Source organism: Micromonospora sp. CNZ286 (assembly GCF_014207755.1).
On the sequence record NZ_JACHIZ010000001.1, the window covers coordinates 4,851,766 to 4,868,222 of the forward strand.

Annotated in this window: 16 protein-coding genes and 1 pseudogene; 10 read left to right on the forward strand and 7 right to left on the reverse strand. The window is 71.8% G+C overall.

Going from position 1 to position 16,457, the window contains the following annotated elements:
• Positions 1–11: 11 nt before the first annotated feature.
• From FHX31_RS21195 to FHX31_RS21215, 5 genes are read left to right on the forward strand one after another with little or no spacing between them, the layout of a single operon-like run.
• Positions 12–857, forward strand: coding sequence for an XdhC family protein (locus FHX31_RS21195; protein ID WP_184977069.1), 846 nt, complete (start codon positions 12–14; stop codon positions 855–857).
• A gap of 8 nt (positions 858–865) precedes the next feature.
• On the forward strand, positions 866–1,438 hold the full coding sequence (locus FHX31_RS21200) for a nucleotidyltransferase family protein (protein WP_396851860.1): 573 nt from the start codon (positions 866–868) through the stop codon (positions 1,436–1,438).
• Positions 1,435–2,304: an AAA family ATPase gene (locus tag FHX31_RS21205; RefSeq protein WP_030270922.1), complete on the forward strand. Its 870-nt coding sequence runs from the start codon at positions 1,435–1,437 to the stop codon at positions 2,302–2,304. The genes FHX31_RS21200 and FHX31_RS21205 overlap by 4 nt, the downstream gene beginning before the upstream one ends.
• Entirely contained in the window at positions 2,301–3,110 is an 810-nt protein-coding gene (locus FHX31_RS21210) for an SRPBCC family protein (protein WP_047890949.1), read from the forward strand. The genes FHX31_RS21205 and FHX31_RS21210 overlap by 4 nt, the downstream gene beginning before the upstream one ends.
• Entirely contained in the window at positions 3,107–4,342 is a 1,236-nt protein-coding gene (locus FHX31_RS21215) for a vWA domain-containing protein (protein WP_013285090.1), read from the forward strand. Before FHX31_RS21210 ends, FHX31_RS21215 begins: the two co-directional genes overlap by 4 nt.
• Here FHX31_RS21215 and FHX31_RS21220 read toward each other — a convergent pair.
• On the reverse strand, positions 4,267–5,223 hold the full coding sequence (locus tag FHX31_RS21220) for a LysR family transcriptional regulator (protein ID WP_013474602.1): 957 nt from the start codon (positions 5,221–5,223) through the stop codon (positions 4,267–4,269). The two genes, FHX31_RS21215 and FHX31_RS21220, sit on opposite strands and share 76 nt — an antisense overlap.
• 166 nt (positions 5,224–5,389) lie before the next feature.
• The gene (locus tag FHX31_RS21225; RefSeq protein WP_013285088.1) at positions 5,390–6,157 is read right to left on the reverse strand and encodes a helix-turn-helix domain-containing protein; all 768 of its coding nucleotides are present in this window, start codon (positions 6,155–6,157) and stop codon (positions 5,390–5,392) included.
• Between the two features lie 80 nt (positions 6,158–6,237).
• On the opposite strand from FHX31_RS21225, the gene FHX31_RS21230 reads away from it, so the two are divergent.
• Together FHX31_RS21230 and FHX31_RS21235 are read left to right on the forward strand one after the other, a co-directional pair.
• Positions 6,238–6,639 (forward strand): nuclear transport factor 2 family protein, encoded by a 402-nt coding sequence (locus FHX31_RS21230; protein WP_041798932.1) that lies wholly within the window; start codon positions 6,238–6,240, stop codon positions 6,637–6,639.
• A 267-nt stretch (positions 6,640–6,906) separates the two neighbouring features.
• Positions 6,907–7,473 (forward strand): hypothetical protein, encoded by a 567-nt coding sequence (locus FHX31_RS21235; RefSeq protein ID WP_184977071.1) that lies wholly within the window; start codon positions 6,907–6,909, stop codon positions 7,471–7,473.
• Between the two features lie 58 nt (positions 7,474–7,531).
• Here FHX31_RS21235 and FHX31_RS21240 read toward each other — a convergent pair.
• Positions 7,532–7,678: pseudogene (locus tag FHX31_RS21240) on the reverse strand (WCX domain-containing protein); the annotation flags it as partial.
• Positions 7,679–7,719: 41 nt separating this feature from the next.
• Here FHX31_RS21240 and FHX31_RS21245 point away from each other — a divergent pair.
• Positions 7,720–7,938 carry a hypothetical protein gene (locus FHX31_RS21245; protein ID WP_402881594.1) on the forward strand — a complete coding sequence of 73 codons (219 nt, stop codon included), beginning with the start codon at positions 7,720–7,722 and terminating at the stop codon, positions 7,936–7,938.
• Positions 7,939–8,046: 108 nt separating this feature from the next.
• On the opposite strand, the gene FHX31_RS21250 is transcribed toward FHX31_RS21245, so the two are convergent.
• Both FHX31_RS21250 and ygiD read right to left on the reverse strand, forming a co-directional pair.
• A complete protein-coding gene (locus FHX31_RS21250; protein ID WP_184977072.1) occupies positions 8,047–8,802 on the reverse strand; it encodes an ABC transporter permease in 756 nt (251 codons plus the stop codon).
• Between the two features lie 27 nt (positions 8,803–8,829).
• Positions 8,830–9,711: a 4,5-DOPA-extradiol-dioxygenase gene (gene ygiD, locus FHX31_RS21255; protein ID WP_316250246.1), complete on the reverse strand. Its 882-nt coding sequence runs from the start codon at positions 9,709–9,711 to the stop codon at positions 8,830–8,832.
• Between the two features lie 12 nt (positions 9,712–9,723).
• On the opposite strand from ygiD, the gene FHX31_RS21260 reads away from it, so the two are divergent.
• Entirely contained in the window at positions 9,724–10,959 is a 1,236-nt protein-coding gene (locus FHX31_RS21260; RefSeq protein WP_486481696.1) for an epoxide hydrolase family protein, read from the forward strand.
• A 29-nt stretch (positions 10,960–10,988) separates the two neighbouring features.
• On the opposite strand, the gene FHX31_RS21265 is transcribed toward FHX31_RS21260, so the two are convergent.
• Together FHX31_RS21265 and FHX31_RS21270 are read right to left on the reverse strand one after the other, a co-directional pair.
• A complete protein-coding gene (locus FHX31_RS21265) occupies positions 10,989–11,651 on the reverse strand; it encodes a hypothetical protein (RefSeq protein ID WP_184977073.1) in 663 nt (220 codons plus the stop codon).
• 107 nt (positions 11,652–11,758) lie between these two features.
• Positions 11,759–12,922: an MFS transporter gene (locus FHX31_RS21270; RefSeq protein ID WP_374535377.1), complete on the reverse strand. Its 1,164-nt coding sequence runs from the start codon at positions 12,920–12,922 to the stop codon at positions 11,759–11,761.
• Between the two features lie 236 nt (positions 12,923–13,158).
• Here FHX31_RS21270 and FHX31_RS21275 point away from each other — a divergent pair, with 236 nt between their 5' ends.
• A complete protein-coding gene (locus FHX31_RS21275; RefSeq protein WP_184977075.1) occupies positions 13,159–16,422 on the forward strand; it encodes a BTAD domain-containing putative transcriptional regulator in 3,264 nt (1,087 codons plus the stop codon).
• Positions 16,423–16,457: the final 35 nt, after the last annotated feature.

A 16,457-nucleotide genomic window follows, 5' to 3' on the forward strand; every position in this document is an offset into this window, starting at 1 on the left:
TCGCCCGCCGTATGCATGATCTGACCGTCTCGCGCGCGCCGTTCGTGCACGCCACAGTGGTCCGGGCGCAGGACCCGACGTCGGCCCGGCCCGGCGACGACGCGGTGATCCTGCCGGACGGCACCATCGAGGGTTTCGTCGGCGGGATGTGCGCCGAGAGTTCGGTGCGGGCGGCCGCCCTGGACGCCCTCCGGGACGGCACGGCGCTGCTGCTGCGGGTCCTGCCGGACGGCGCGCCCGCCTTCCCCGATACGCCGGGGGCACGGGTCGTGGTCAACCCGTGCCACTCGGGCGGGGCGCTTGAGATCTTCCTGCGCCCGGTGCTGCCCGTACCCGTGCTGGGTCTGGTGGGCGACACGCCGATCAGCGCGGCGGTGGCCACCCTGGCGGCCTTCCTCGACTTCGAGGTGGCCACGTCCGGTGACCACTCGGGCGCGACGGCGGTCGTGGTGGCCGGCCTGGGCAAGGGCGAACAGGACGCCGTCCGCGCCGCGCTGGACGCCGGAGTGGGGCACATCGCGCTGGTCGCCAGCCGGACCCGCGGCGCGGCGGTGCTCGACGAACTGGCGCTGTCCGACGCGGAGCGCGCCCGGGTCCGGACCCCGGCCGGACTGGAGATCGGGGCGCGCTCACCGCAGGAGATCGCGCTGTCGATCATGGCCGAGGTGGTGCGGGCGCTCCGGGTGGACGGCCTCGCCTCCTCCCCCGCACCACCCGCGGCGCTCCCCCAGCAGGCAGTCGACCCGGTGTGCGGGATGACAGTCCTGGTCGGGCCGGACACCCCGCACGTGCGGATCGACGGCATCGACCACTGGTTCTGCTGCCCCGGCTGCCGCGACCGGCACGTGGCGGCGTAGCCGTGTTCGTGACCGGCCTGGTTCTGGCCGCCGGGGCCTCGGTGCGCCTCGGCGAGGCCAAACAACTGCTGCCGTACCGCGGGCGGACGCTGCTCGACGCCACCCTCGACCTGGCCCGCTCGTGTGCCTTCGACCAGGTGCTGGTGACCCTCGGCGGCGCCGCCGACCTGGTCCGCGAGCGGGTGGACCTGACCGGGGTCCAGGTCGTCGAGAACGCCGAGTTCAGCACGGGCTGCGGATCGTCGGTCCGCGCCGCGACGCAGGTGGTGGACCCGCGCGCCGACGGGCTCGTGCTCCTGCTCGGCGACCAGCCCGGCGTACGGGCCGCCGACGTACGCCGGGTCGCGGCGGCGACCACCCCGCTCGCGGTGTGCCGGTACGCCGACGGCCTGGGGCACCCGTTCTGGTTCGCTCGTGACGTCCTGCCGGAGCTGCGTGTCCTGCACGGTGACAAGGCGGTGTGGAAGCTGCTGCACTCCGGCCGGCACCCGGTCACGGAGGTACCTGTGGACGGGCCGGTGCCGATCGACGTGGACACCCGCGCGGACTACCGGCGGCTGCTCTCGGGCGAGGCGCGGTGAAGGATCCGCAGGCCGTGCGGCGCCGGCTCGACGCCGTCGACTACCTGGCCGACGACGGCATGGCGATGGCCGTCTTCCTCGCGCTGGAGCTGGGCAAGCCGCTGCTGCTCGAGGGTGAGCCCGGCGTCGGCAAGACCGCGGCGGCGAAGGCGCTGGCGCGGGCGATGGACACGACACTGATCCGGTTGCAGTGCTACGAGGGCCTGACCCCCGGCGAGGCGCTGTACGAATGGAACTACCAGCGGCAGTTGCTCGCCATCCGGCTGGCCGAGGCCCGGCACGCCTCGCTCACCGACGCCGACCTGTTCGCCGCGGAGTTCCTCCAGGAACGGCCGATCCTGCGGGCGGTACGCCACCCGGGGCCGGTCCCGCCGGTGCTGCTGATCGACGAGATCGACCGGGCCGACGACGAGTTCGAGGCGCTGCTGTTCGAGTTCCTCGGCGAGTCCGGGATCACCATCCCCGAGCTGGGTACGTTCACCGCGACCACGCCGCCGGTCGTGGTGCTCACCTCCAACCGCAGCCGCGACCTGCACGACGCACTGCGCCGCCGCTGCCTGTACCACTGGATCGACTTCCCGCAGATGGACCGCGCCACCGAGATCGTCCGGCGGGCCGTGCCGGGCGCCACCGAAGGGCTGATCCGCACGGCGACCGCCTTCGTCGGCGACGTACGCGCCCTCGGCCTGGACAAGGCACCCGGCATGGCCGAGGCCATCGACTGGGTCGCCGCGCTGTCAGTGCTCGGCGCCGCCGACCTCTCCGCCGACGACGTCGTCCGGACCATCGGCACCATCGCCAAGACCCCCGACGACCGCGCCGCCGTCGCCGCCGCGCTCGGCGCACACCAGGAGAGGCCGGCATGAAGATCACCAACGAGTTCACAGTCGACGTCCCGATCGCGCGGGCGTGGGCGATCCTCACCGACCTGGAGGGCATCGCACCGTGCCTGCCGGGCGCCCGGCTGACCGGCGTCGACGGCGACGTCCACCAGGGCACGGTGAAGGTCAAGGTCGGTCCGGTCGTCTCCGAGTTCGCCGGCACCGCACGTTTCGTCGAGAAGGACGACAGTCGCTATCGGGGGGTGATCGACGCGAAGGGCCGCGACCGGCGGTCGGCGGCCAACGCGTCCGCGCTGGTCACCGCCGAACTGCGGCCGGACGATCAGCGCACCGTCGTCAGCGTGGACACCGATCTGAAGATCTCCGGGCGGTTGGCCCAGTTCGGCAGCGGCATGATCAAAGAGGTGTCGGGCAAGCTGCTCGCCCAGTTCGTCGCCAACCTCGAGGCGAGGCTGGCGGCCGAGAGGACCGGCGACAGCACGGCCGGCGACCCGCACGAGGCCACCGCGCCTGACGCACCCGAGCCCGCACCCGCAGTCGCCGCCGCGACCGGCCCCGACGCCTCCGCGGCTCGCACCCTCGCGGCCGAGGCGGCAGCGCCCGACACCGCCTCGCCCTCGTCCGCCACGCCGCCCGGGTCCGCCGTGGCCGGCACCCCCGTGGCCGCCTCGGCGTCCACCGGTCGACCGGATGCCGGCAGCAGCGCCGAACCGGAGACGCTGGACCTGCTCGGCGTCGCCGGTGGTGCCGTCGTCAAGCGCCTCGTGCCGGTGCTCGTCGGGATCGTCGTCGTCGGTGCGGTGATCGCCTGGTGGGTCGCACGCCGGTGAGGCACGGTCTGCTGCGCGGCGTCGACCGCGCGGCCTTCGCGACGGCGTTCGCCGACCGGTTGCGGCGGGCCGGCGTACCCGCCGGGCTCACCGAGGCCGGTGACTTCGTCCGGGCGCTCGGCGTGTGCACACCCGGGGAGACGACCGCGCTCTACTGGGCCGCCCGGATCAGCTTCGTGCGGCGGCACGCCGACCTCGCCGCCTTCGACAGCGTCTTCGCCGCTGTGTTCGCCGACGCGCCGCCGCTGCCGCTCACCCGGTCGGCGGCCCCGCCGGGCGCTCGCGACGACGTACACCTGCCGGTGCCCGCCGACACCGACGCCACCGGCGACGGCGGTGGGCTGCCGTGGGCGACGTTGCCGGCGCCCGTCGCCGAGGCGGAGCCCTCCGATGCCGGAGTGCGGCTGCCCGAGCGACGGCCCAGCGCCCTCGCCGGACTCGCCGACCGGCCGTTCGAGGACCTCGACGACGCCCAGCTCGCACTGCTCGGCGAGGCCCTGCGCGAGGCGGTCGCGCGCTGGCCGTCCCGGCGCACCAGGCGGCACGCCGTAGGCCCGGCCGGGCGGCGGGTTGCGCTGCGTCCGACGATCGCCCGCGCCCGACGCACCGCGTGGGAGCCCGTCGAGGTCGTCCGCGAGCGGCCGCTACGCCGGCCGCGCCGGGTCGTGCTGCTGTGCGACGTCAGCGAGTCGATGCGGGCCCAGGCCCACGCGTACCTGCACCTGCTGCGGGCCTTCGCGATGACCACCGACGCGGAGGTGTTCGCCTTCGCCACGACGCTCACCCGGCTCACCGTCGCGCTGCGGCACACGTCGGCGTCCGCGGCGATCGCGCACGCGGGCGCCGCCGTGACCGACCGTTTCGGGGGTACGCGCATCGCGACGAACCTGCGGGGCCTGCTCGCGTCCCCGCACGGCGACGCGGTTCGCGGGGCGGTGGTGCTGATCGGCTCGGACGGCTGGGACAGCGACCCGCCGGCCGAGCTCGCCGCCGTGATGGCACGGCTGAGCCGCCGCGCCCACCGGATCGTCTGGCTGAACCCGCGGGCCGGCGCCCCCGGCTTCGCTCCCCTGGTGGCGGGCATGGCCGCGGCCCTGCCCTACTGTGACCGGCTCCTGCCGGCCGCGACGTTCCGGGACCTGCTGGACGCCGCCGGTCAACTCCAGAGCGTCACGTGCACCGAGGGCCGGAAATGGTTCACCGCGACGCCCACGCCGCGCATCATCGCCTGAATCGCCCGGGGCGTCGACGCGAAGCGGCACAGCTCGGCTGCCACGGACGGAGTGCCGGGGGTGACGAGTACCAGCGAATGCCACACCGCCTCGGCCGTGGCGTGCGGCCCGGACAACGCCACGAGCTGGCCGCCGCGGACGTCCGGCGCGACGGTGAACGACAGCGCGGGCGCGATCCCCCGGCCGCGCTGGGCCTCACCCAACGCTGCCGCGTGGCTCTGGAAGATCTGCTGCCGCTCCTCGGGTACGCCGAGCCGGCGCAGCATCGCCGGGACAGCGCCCAGGGTGTTGGTGGCCGAAGGCCCGAGCAGCCAGGTCTGGTCGCGCAACTGCCCCGGTGACGCCGGCACACCGGCCAGCGGATGATCCGGGCCGACGACGGTCACGAGCCGGTAGTTCATCATGGGCCGGCAGGAGATCGCCGGTTCGGCCACCGGCGGCAGCGGCCCCATCGCGATGTCCGCGGCCCGGGTCAGCAGCAGCGACTCGAAGGAGCCGGGGTCGCAGACGCTCAGCTCGATGTCGAGGTCGGCGGCGCGTCTGGCGAACAGCTCGATCAGTCTCGGCGCGGCGAACTCGGCGAACTCGCTGGACGCGGCGACCCGCAGCATCCGGCGGCCGTGTGCCGCCGAACTGACCTCCAGGACCGTACGGTCCTGCAGGCCCAGCATCTCGGCCGCGCGGCTGGCGAGCCGCAGCCCGCCGGGGGTGAAGGCCAGCCCTGCCGCCGTCCGGGTGAACAACTGGTCTCCGAACTCCCGCCGTAGCTGGCCGATGAGCAGCGAGACCGCCGACTCGGAGACCTCCAGCTGCGCGGCGGCCTGCTTGACGGACCCCAGGCGGACGACAGCGACGTAGGCCCGTAGCTGCGTCGGAGTCATCGGCGTCGACCCGCCCTTCTGCGGCGCCGTGGACTGCTGCGGGCAGCCCGCGGTGTACCCCGATCATTCCCCGCCGACTGCCCCGCCGCCAGGGACAGCGCACCTCGGGGCGATCCGGCCGGTACGCGGGGTGAGGGCCCGCGACTCAGAAGCGGCTGACAGTACGCTACGTCGCGAAGTAGGCGGCACTCTCCGCGTCGGCCGGGTAGTAGGACTCGATCGCGATTTCGTCGATCGTGATGTCCATCGGGGTGCCGAATGTGGTGATGGTCGAGAACAGCCGCAGCTCTCGTCCGCCGACGCGAAGGATCATCGGTATCACGACGTCCGCTTCGATCCGTTGACTCGACGTGTTCTCCGGCTCGGGCGCCAACAGTTCTTCGTAGAGTGCGGTGAGTTCAGGGTCGGGAGCATTTGCGAGCTGGCGTGAGATCCGGGTGCGGAACACCGCGCGCACGTCGGCCAGGTTGACGACCATGCGCGCGAGACCGCGCGGATCCAGTCCCAGCCGTACCAGGTTGACCGGCGGTCGCAGCAGGTCAGGAGCCACCTGTGCGAAGAACGGGTCGACAGCGCGGTTGGTCGTCACGATGTTCCACCGGCGATCGAAGACCACCGCCGGGTAGGGCTCGTGGGCGCGGAGCACCCTCCGGACAGCGTCGTGGACGGCTGACAGTGCGTTGTGGTCGAGCGGACTCTCGGCGTACCGAGGTGCGAAACCCCCGGCGAGCAGCAGCCGGTTGCGATCACGCAGCGGCACGTGGAGCTGATCCGCGAGTCGAAGGATCATGTCGGAGCTCGGCTTGGACTTACCGGTCTCGACCAGACTGACGTGACGAGCCGAGACGTCCGCAGCGATCGCGAGATCCAGTTGGCTGAGTCCCCGATGCTGCCGCCACTGCCGCAAGAGTTCCCCGACCGTGTGCACGATCATGGAGCGTACTCATCGTCGAGTCGGACGCCATGAAATCCGAGTTCATCGACAATCGAAGCGGTCACGCAAACACTGCATCCATGACCACGGAGAACCAGAGCATCGTCCGACGGGCGCTGGCAGGACTGATCGAGACGGGTGACGTCGATGCGCTCGCCCCGTTCCTGAGTGATGACTTCGTCCACCACAGGCCGGGTACGACCACGTCGACCAAAGTGGAATGGCTCGCCGCCGTCCGCGCCGCGCTGGTACCGCTTGCCGACATGCAGGTCGAGATCCATCAGGTGCTGGCCGACGGCGATCACGTCGTGATGTACTCGCGGCGCTGGCTTCCCGGCGCAGGACCGGAGATCGCGGTCGTCGACATCTGGCGGATCGACGACGGGCTGATCGCCGAGGCGTGGGAGATCATCGAGCCGGTGGCCCACGTGACCGCCAACCTCGCGTGGTGGAAACCTGCTCAGCACCTGCCACGCGCATGAGCTCCGCCTGCGACCAGGCCCTCGTAGGCCGCGGTGGTGTCATCCGTCCAGAGGACGACCGCGACGCGCTGGCCTTCGGCGACCGGGTCCAAGCCGTGGTCCTCGCGGGTATCGTCGCTGAAGAGAACCAGCTGGGGACTGCGGAAGGTCCGCATGCCGCGAGCCTATCGGCGACGCGCCGGGCGTATCGAGGACCAGCTGGGTCAAGCCCGCCGAGGAAAGCACATCCCTGATGCCGTCGCTCGGCCGCGATGTCACACTGCGGCAGTGGAGCGCTTTCGGTGTGCGAGCTGCGGGAAGAAGCTGAGCGTCCCGGTCCGGTTGGTGGAACTGCCGGCGCCGCCGCACTGGTCGGTCCTGGACTGCCACCACGTGAACCCGCCGCTCCTCGACCCGGGCGCCTACGCGATCGACGAGGCCGCCTACGGCCGTGATCAGCTCACCGGCACCTTCGTCCTCTCACCCGGCGACGTACGCGGGACACGCTTCGTCCATGACCGTGTCCGCACGGGCTGCTGGTCGATGGTGGGATGGATCCCCTGCGTCGCCTGTCGAGGCTGCGGGGCCGTGGTCGCCTCGCGGGCCGACGACTGCGGGATGGCGCAGGAACTGCGCTTCCATCCGGCGATGGTTGTCCGGGAGCGGTGTGAGGATGAGCCGGGCCGCGTGACCGATCCTTTCGCGCTGATCGCCGATTGGGACCGTCCTGCGCCCGACACCAGACCGCACCGAGGGGTGCCCGAGCCGACCCGTCCTCGACCCGAACTCGTCGCCACCCGCTGGGGAGGCCGAGGCTTGAGGGAAGCTCTCTTCCGAGACGATCCGCCGGCCTGACCCAGCCGCGCGCCAACCGCACTTGGGCCGAGGCGGCTCTGACTACCACTACCGAGCCTCAAGCGTCGGCGTCGGTGAGCAGTCGGGCGGCCAGGGCGCGTACCTCGTCCTTGAGTTCGTCCGGTCGGTCGATCGTGAACGACCAGCCGAGCCCGGCGAGCATCTGTGCCGCACCGTCGAGCCGTTCGGCTCGGGCGGTGAGGCGTACTCCGCCGGGAACCTCGGTGGGCGACTGCCACCACCCCGGTGCGGCTCACCGGGGCGTGGGAGAAGCTGCCCCGCCTCGGCGTGCTGTCGAGCTTCACCGCCGAGCAGGCACGCGAGATGGCCGCCACCATGCCGCTGTGCCGGCACATGGCCGGCGATTCGTGGCGGTACGAGGAACTGCCGACATGGCACTGGCCGATGCTCAGCCGGCCGGCCGAGCTGGCCCGGATCCTGCACGAAGCCAGGCCGACGGCATAGCCCGCGGTGCCCGGGCGACCGTACCCAGGTCACCCGGGCACCGGCACGGGGGAACCATCCCGTCTTCGGGTTCTCTCCCGGCCAGGCGGTCAGACGTCGAAGCGGAACCTAGACGGCAGGGCCCGGTCGGCGAAGCAGTCCGTTGGCGACCAGCTCGACGGTCACCGCGACGGCGATCGCCTCGACGGCCAGGAGCGCGACCAGGACCAGTAGTTGGGCTGCCCCGGCCTGGACGGGTGTGCCGCCGCCGAGCAGCACGCCGACGAAGGCGCCGGGGAGTGTGACCAGGCCGACGGTGCGTGTCTGGTCCAGCGCGGGCACCAGTGCCTGCCCCGCGCTGGGCCGGCAGATCTCCAGCGCCGCATCCCGCGGCACGAGGCCCAGCGCCAGGGCCGCCTCGTACTCGCCATGGCGGTCGCGAAGCTCGTCCAGTGCGCGGCGGCCCGCCAGGGATGTAGCGGTCATCGCCCCGCCGATGAGGATCCCGGCGATCGGAACGACCGCGACCTCGGTCATCGGCACCGTGCCGGAGGCCACGACGAGGGCGCAGGCCGGCAGCGCGCCGACCGCGATCGGCGCCAGCACCGGCCAGCCGAGGCGAAGCGAGCTGACCCGGCGCGCGGAGGTCGCCGCCGCGACCAGGATCATCAGCGTGATGAACCCGGCGCTGGCCCACCACGACCGCAGGACGGCAGTGATGAGCAGCGCCACGGCGCACAACTGCACCACCGCGCGCAGCGCCGCCGTGGCGATGCCACGGGCGTGGCCGAGCCGGCCGGCCCGCACCGTTGCCACGGCGACGAGCACGAGAACGACGAGTACGGCGGCGAGCGCCGGACCCACCGCGACTGCACCTTGATCCATGGGAGCATTCGACCAGCCGGCGCTTGCTCAGATGTTGGAGCCGTCCGGCGGCAGGCCGGGCGGTGGCTGCGGGGATCCGCCCCGGCCGGCAGCCGGTGGACAGGACATGCCCAGGGTGTAGGCCGTCATGGACAACGAGCCGTAGGCGTAGCCGTCGACGAGGACCTCGGTGTCGGGGGTGTCCGTGGCGGCGGCCAGACCGGCGAGATACAACGCGGGGATGAAGTGATCCGGGGTCGGTACCGCACGGCGGAAGTCCCCGTGCGCGTCGAGGGTCGCGTACTCGCCCGGGTCGGTCAACATCCGGGCCTTGGCGTCCTCGTCGAAGCGTCGCGCCCAGTCGAAGCCGTCGTCGGCCAGCGCCCAGTCCATGCCGCGCAGGTTGTGCACGACGTTGCCGCTCGCCACGATCAGCACGCCGCGCCGGCGCAGAGGAGCGAGCCGGGCGCCGAGTTGAAGGTGGTAGTCCATCGGCTTGTCGGCGTTGATGCTGAGCTGGACGACGGGAATCGTCGCGTCCGGAAAGGCATGCATCAGCACCGACCAGGTGCCGTGGTCGATGCCCCAGCTGTCGACGTCCGCCCCGACCCAGGTCGGGTGGACGACGTCACTGACCTCCTCAGCCAGTTCGGGCAGCCCGGGCGCCGGGTACTGCACCTCGAACAGCTCCTGCGGAAACCCGTAGAAGTCGTGGATGGTCCTCGGCCGGGGCATCGCGGTGACGGCCGTGGCGTTGATGTACCAATGGGCGCTGACCACCAGGATCGCGCGGGGACGCGGCACCGCTGCGCCGAAGGCTCTCCACGCGGAGGTGTACCGGTTGACCTCGAGGGCGTTCATGGGGTTGCCGTGGCCCAGGAACGCCGCGGGCATCAACACATCCAGGGCCGGATGTACGTCTGAAGGCACGTGGACACGATAGTGCCGCCTCGCAGCGGTTCCGGCCTGAATCACGCTCCCCGGCGGATCGGCGATCGAGTCTCCCGGATCGTGGCTGCCGATCGCCGTGCGGCAGCCTGCCCGTTCGGGCGGCTGCCGAGTGACTCCTGGCGATGGGACCATGATCGGGTGACGCCCTTCCGCATCGATGTGCCCGAAGCCGTCCTGGACGACCTGCGCGCTCGGCTTTCGCGGACGAGGCTCGCGCCGGCCGCCCCGGGAGAGCCGTGGGCCGCCGGCACCGACCCCGGGTACCTGGCAGATCTGGTGCGGTACTGGCTCGACGGATTCGACTGGCGTGCGGTCGAGCGTGCCCTCAATCGATACCCCCAGTTCGTCACCACGGTCCGAGGCACGCCGATCCACTTCGTTCATGTCCGCTCGGCATCGCCCGACGCCACGGCGCTGATCCTGACCCACGGCTGGCCCAGCACGTACACGGAGATGCTGCCCCTGGTGTCCCGGCTCGCAGACTTCGACCTCGTCATACCGAGCCTGCCGGGCTTCGTCTTCTCCGGACCACTCGCCGAGGGCCCGACGACCGAGGCGGCCGTCGCGGACGTGTGGGCCGAGCTGATGACCCGTCTGGGCTACGACCGCTTCGGCGCCTACGGTGGCGATGTCGGATCCGGCGTGTCGACGTGGCTCGGCGCCCGCCACGCAGATCGGGTCATCGGGGTCTTCTCGCAGCACATCAAGTTCCCGCCGGCGGACCGCAGGGGTGACCTCAGCCCGGCCGAGGAGGCGTTCATCGCCAAGCTCGACGCGAAGGCCCAAGACGACTGGGGCTACGGAATCATCCAGGAGACACGGCCCGACACCCTTGCGGCCGCGCTGAGCGACTCGCCGTCCGGCCTGGCCGCATGGGTCATCGAGAAGTACCAGCGCTGGAGCGACTGTGGCGGCGACATCTCCCGCCGCTTCGGCTTCGACGAGCTGCTGACCACCGTGATGCTGTACTGGGTCACCAACTGCATCGGCACGTCCTTCCGCCCCTACCGTGACGACCACCTGGCCCCACACCTGCCGATGGTCACCGTGCCCGCCGGTATCACTGTCAGCGTCGAGGACGCCGGTCTGCCCCGGTCGTTCGCCGAACGGACCTACGCCAACCTCACCCACTGGCGCGAGCCCAGCGTCGGCGGCCACTTCCTCGCCCAGGAAGAGCCCGACCTGCTCGCTGCCGACCTGCGCGCCTTCTTCAACGCGCTGCGATGATCCAGGAACTCAACCTCGTGTGCGGCTGGTCAACGGTCGGCTTCGTAGCGGTAGGTGGAGCCTGTCGGTGTGAGGGTGAAGGTGTCCGCGAAGGTGCCGTCGCCGTGGCGGATCGCCAGCAGCACCGGCGGGGATTCCGGCTGTGGCTGTGTGGTGTTCCAGTCGCACGTGCCGGCGAAGTGCAGGCAGATCAGCCCAGTGGCGCGGTCGGCGGCGTAGGCCAGGGTCTTGGGATAGCAGGGATTGCCACCGCCGAACAGCACGGCGGGTGCCCCGAGTTCGACCAGGGCCTCATCGAGGTAGCGGTCTTGGGCACACCAGCGGGTGGCTTCGTCACGTAGCCGCTGGAAGTCATCGGCGGAGAGCGTCCGATCAACCTTGAGCCAGCCATGCCGCCAGGCGATGTCGGCGTAGACCGAGGCCACCGCTCCGTCGTCGCGGTATCCGGGCAGGATCTCGGAGAAGGCTCCGCGCACACCGAGCGAATTGACGGCTCCCCGCGCACGGAGCTGCTCACACTCTGCCTGCCAGACCTCGTCGAGCCCGTCGACGAAGGCCACCGCGTCCATCAACAGTCGCAAGGCGGTCTCGCCGCCCCACATGCCCGGCCGTCGCAAGGCGTGGTTGAGTCGCGTCACCTGGTATTCGCGTACCTCGTCCAGGCTGCGTCGGCCTGTGGCATCAGCCTTCACGTCCGGATCATTTCAGCCATGGCAGGAGTGGTCCAGATCCTCTCGAACAGTGCGCCAAGCAGGCCACGACGCCGAGGCGGCCGACGTTGAACTGCGCGTCGGGGCCCTCAAGCGGTCGGGTGCGAGAGCGTCACGGCAACCACTGGTCCGATCGCGACGCTGAGCAGGTAGGCGAGGTTGAACAGACCCAGGGCTTCGGCCCGGTGGGAGGCGGACACGACGCCGGCCGCGTGCAGGGCGAGTACGCCTTGGCCGGTCGCGGCGGCCAAGGAGCCGAGCGTCATCGCCGCAAGCAGCAGCGGTACGGCGGTGGTGACCGCCGCCAGCAGCGGCGCGGTGGCGCCGGTGACGAGCAACGCGGCGGCCGCGACGCGGCGTGACACTCGCACGGATGCCGCGACCAGGAACCCGGAGCAGATGCCGCCGATCAGGTACGGCGCCAGCAGCACGGTCCCGCTCAGGGTGCCTGCCCATCCCGCGTGCTGTCGCAGCAGGTCCGGCGCGGCGTAGAGCAGGGCGAAGTTCCCCACTCCCAGCGCGAAGGCCAGCGCGCACGCCGCGAGGAACCGGCCGTTCCGTGCCACCGCAGCAGGCAGGAAGCCGTCCGGACGGACCTTCATCCAGAACACCAGCAGAGGCAGCAGTACGACGGTGGCCGGGCCGGCCACCAGCGGTCGGTGCGGAATGAGGACGGCAGCGGTGACCAGCATGGCCAGGATGGTCATCCCGAAGAAATCGAATGGCGCCGGCACCGCGTCCGCTGCGGTGGTGCCGCGGCGAGCCGCGGGCACGGCGAGCACCGCCAGCAGCGGCAACGCCAGCGCCACCTGCCACGACGAGAGGTCGGCGATCAGTGCCCCGGTCAGCGGACCGGTGGCCCCGACGACCGCCAGCGACGCGGCGACCACGCCCATCTGCCCGGCCGAGTCGGCCAGTTTCATCGCCGTCACGGTGAGTCCGGCAGACCCCAGTCCCTGCACCGCCGCACCGGCCACCATCGCCGGCACGCTCGGGATCAGCACGAGGAGGAGCGTCCCCGCGGCCACCAGCGCGGACGCGACGGTCAGGACCGCTCCTACGCCGCGACGGGCGAGCAGCGCCGCCAGCAGCGGCGTCCCCAACGCGATCCCCCAGCCGAAGGCGGTTACGCCGGCGGCCGCGGCCTGTTCCCCGCTACCCGTTGCGCGCGCCAGGTCGTCGAGCAGCAGTGCCGGTGCGGCAATCCCGAACGACAGCGGACCGGCCAGCAGGGCGAGCCAGGGTGTGGCCACCCGCCCTGGTGCGAGCTGCCTGGGACGGTGAGCGGCTCGGCGCCGCTGTAGCTGATCCATGTCGTTCCTCCGGTGTCGGCTCGGTTCAGCCTGCCCGGGGCTCCTTACCGTCGACTGATGACCGGCTGACGTACGCGTCGGTGACCCCGCACCGCTTCTGGTGAGCAGACCCGCGGTCGGCGGACGTTCGCGGGGCGGGACAGCCGGCTGGCTAGTGTGAAGCGATGAGGTTCGGAGTGCTGGGCGACGTCGCGGTGTGGACGTCGGACGGCACTCCTGTCGCCGTGCCCGGCCTCAAAGTGCGTGGTCTGCTGGCTGACCTGCTGATTCATGAGGGACGCCCGGTGACCGCCGACCGGCTGATCGAAGATCTCTGGGGTGACGAGGCGCCCGGCAACGCGCTCGGGGCGCTCCAGACCAAGGTGTCGCAGTTGCGCCGCGCACTGGGGGCGGGCGAGGCGGGTGGCCGTGCGCTGGTCGAGTCCGGTGAAGCCGGCTACCGGCTACGGACGCCGTCGGAATCGGTCGACGCCGGTCGCTTCGCCGCTCTGTTGCTACGTTCGGGCGCACAGCGGGAGCCGGCCGTGCGGGCGGCGACGCTGACGGAGGCCCTGTCGCTCTGGCGCGGTTCCCCGTACGCCGACTTCAGTGACGAGCGATTCGTCCGCCAGGCGGTCGAGCGGCTCAACGACCAGCGCCTGACCGCGCTGGAGGAACTGGCCGAAGCCCGGCTCGATCTTGGTGAGCACCACCTGCTGGCCGGGGAACTGAGCGACCTGGTCGCGCGCCACCCGTGGCGTGAGCGACTACGGGCCGCGCACCTGCGCGCGCTGTACGGCTCGGGACGCCAGCATGAGGCGCTGTTCGCCTACGAGCAGTTCCGTCGGCAGGCGCGCGACGAACTCGGCATCGATCCCGGCAGAGAGTTGGTCGAGCTGCACGGGGCGATCCTGCGCCAGGATCCCGCCCTCCAGCCGCCGGCACCGGCGTCGGCTCCGGCCCGAACCAACCTGCCGGCGCCCCTGTCGCCTGGTCCGTACGGTGGGCTGATCGGGCGCGACACGGCCGTCGAGGCGGTACGGGAGCGGCTGACGAACGAGCGGCTGGTGACCCTGACCGGTCTCGGTGGGGTGGGAAAGAGCAGGCTGGCGATCGAGGCCGCCCGTGCGCTGGGTGAAACGTTCCCCGCTGGAGTGTGGCTCGTCGAGCTGGCCGGCCAGCAGTACAGCGGCGACCACGCGACCTGCACCGAGATCGTCGACATGGTGGCGGCGACGCTCGAGATCCGGGACGACGGTCCGCCCGGCCTGCCCGGGGACCGACCACCGCGCGAGCCGATGGACCGGCTGGTCACCGCGCTGCGGGGTCGGCGAATGCTGTTGCTGCTCGACAACTGCGAACACGTGGTGGCGCCGGTCGCTCGACTGACCGAGAAACTCCTCGGCGCCGCGGCCGACCTGCGCATCCTGGCGACGAGCCGCGAGCCGCTCGGGATCCCCGGCGAAGTCGTCTTTCCGGTGCCGCCGCTTGGCCTGCCGGAGCCCGGAGCCGGCGCGCGACAGATCGCCGAGGCTCCGGCGGTTCGGATCTTCGTAGCCCGCGCCCGCGCCACCGAGCCGGGGTTCACCGTCGATCAGCGGAACGCGGACGCGGTCGCCGTCATCTGCCGGCGTCTCGACGGCGTACCGCTGGCGCTGGAACTGGCCGCGTCCCGCCTGGCCGTTCTCGACCCGGGCGAGCTGGCGGCACGGCTCGACGGTCGCTTCCGGCTGCTGTCATCCGGCCGGCGCACCGCGCCCCCGCGTCAGCAGGGGCTTCGCGCCGTGATCGACTGGAGTTGGGAGTTGCTGTCACCTCCCGAACGCGCGGTGCTGCGCCGGCTCGCGGTCTTCGCCGACGGCGCCACCCTGGGCGCCGCCGAGCAGGTGTGCGGGGGCGGGCAGGTGGCATCTGACGAGGTGCTCGACGTGCTGGCACGCCTGATCGACCGATCGCTGGTCATGGTGCGGCACGGCGAGACTCCGCGACGCTTTCGGCTGCCGGAGACGGTGGCTGCCTACGGTCTGGAACAGCTCGACAGCGCCGCCGAACTGTCCGCGACTCGTCGCCGTTACGCCACGTGTTTCGCCCGTCTCGCCGAGCAGGCCGCCGGACGGCTACGTGGTCACGATCAGAGTCGTGCGCTACGTGAGCTCGACGCCGAGAGCGCCAACCTCCGGGCGGCACTCGACGTCGCCGCCACCGACGGTCAGGCTCGCGTCGGCTTGGCGCTCGCCACCTCGTTGTCCTGGTACCGCCTGCTCCGGGGTCGATTCGGAGAGGTGAGCCGGTCACTGCGGACGGCGTTGGACATCGTCCCGAGGAGTGAGGACGACGTCGCGCCGGACGGCCTGCGGCGACATGCGGAGATGTGGCTGACCGCTCTCGCCACCCGGGACGGCGATCCGACCGCTCCCCGGCAGCGGATCCTGGAGAGCTACCAGGACACCGAGGGGCCGGAGAAGGCGTTCGCGCAGTGGTTGTTCGCCTTCATGATGCTCGGCTCCGGAGATCCGGGCGAGGCCGCCGTCCTGGTCGACGCGGCGCTGGCGGCGTTCCGCGCCGGCGGGGACCGGTGGGGCATCGCTGCCGCCTGTGCCATCCGAGCGGACCTCGCGCTCGTACTCCGCAGCGACCTGCCCGCCGCGCAGCGTGACTGCGAGACCAGCCGGTCGCTGTTCGAGCAGGTGGGCGACCGCTGGGGACAGGTGCATCCGACGAGCCTGCTGGGAACCCTGGCCGAGATCCACGGCGACTACGATCGCGCCGCCACGCGCTACCGGGAGGCGCTGCGCATCGCCGAACACCTGCGACTGTGGACGTCGGTGTCCCGGCAGTTGGCATGCATCGGCCGGCTCGCCATCTTGAGGGGCGACCTCGACGAGGCCGCCGTCAGTCACGACCGCGCGCTACAGGTGGCGCAGGAACAGTCGAGCCGCTCAGCCGCCGCCTTCGCCGGCACGGGCCTGGCGATGATCGCGCGACGGCGGGGCGACCTCGACGCCGCCGAGACCCAGCAGCGAAACCTCCTCGACTGGAACCGCCGCGCCGGCTTCCTGCCGGGCTGCGCGCTCGCGCTGGCCGAGTTGGGATTCATCGCGGAGCACCGCGGTGATGCTGTCCTCGCCGAGCGCCACCACCGTGAGTCGCTCGACGCGGCGCGCGCCACCGGGGATCAACGGGCGGTCGCCCTGGCTCTCGAGGGCCTGGCCGGGGCCATCAGTCTCGACGGTGACAGTCGCACCGCCGCGCGGCTGCTCGCCGCGGCGCGGACGCTGCGCGAGGCCGCCGGAGCGCCGCTTCCTTCCGGGGAGCAACATGACGTCCAGCGCATCACCGTCCGCCTCCGGGAGGCGCTCGGCAGCGACGAACTCGCCGCCGAAATGAGCCGCGGCGCGCAGCTCGACCTCGACGAACAGCCGTTCAGCGGCGTCGGTAAGGGGATGGTCAGCGAACGGTAAGCCTGATCGGCACGGTTGACCGAGAACCGAGCCGA

Bases quoted from the DNA above. Each gene is read 5' to 3' on its own strand.
- FHX31_RS21195 (WP_184977069.1), top strand. From the start codon at position 12: ATGCATGATCTGACCGTCTCGCGCGCGCCGTTCGTGCACGCCACAGTG.
- FHX31_RS21210 (WP_047890949.1), top strand. From the start codon at position 2,301: ATGAAGATCACCAACGAGTTCACAGTCGACGTCCCGATCGCGCGGGCG.
- FHX31_RS21220 (WP_013474602.1), bottom strand. From the start codon at position 5,223: ATGACTCCGACGCAGCTACGGGCCTACGTCGCTGTCGTCCGCCTGGGG.
- FHX31_RS21225 (WP_013285088.1), bottom strand. From the start codon at position 6,157: ATGATCGTGCACACGGTCGGGGAACTCTTGCGGCAGTGGCGGCAGCAT.
- FHX31_RS21230 (WP_041798932.1), top strand. From the start codon at position 6,238: ATGACCACGGAGAACCAGAGCATCGTCCGACGGGCGCTGGCAGGACTG.
- FHX31_RS21250 (WP_184977072.1), bottom strand. From the start codon at position 8,802: ATGGATCAAGGTGCAGTCGCGGTGGGTCCGGCGCTCGCCGCCGTACTC.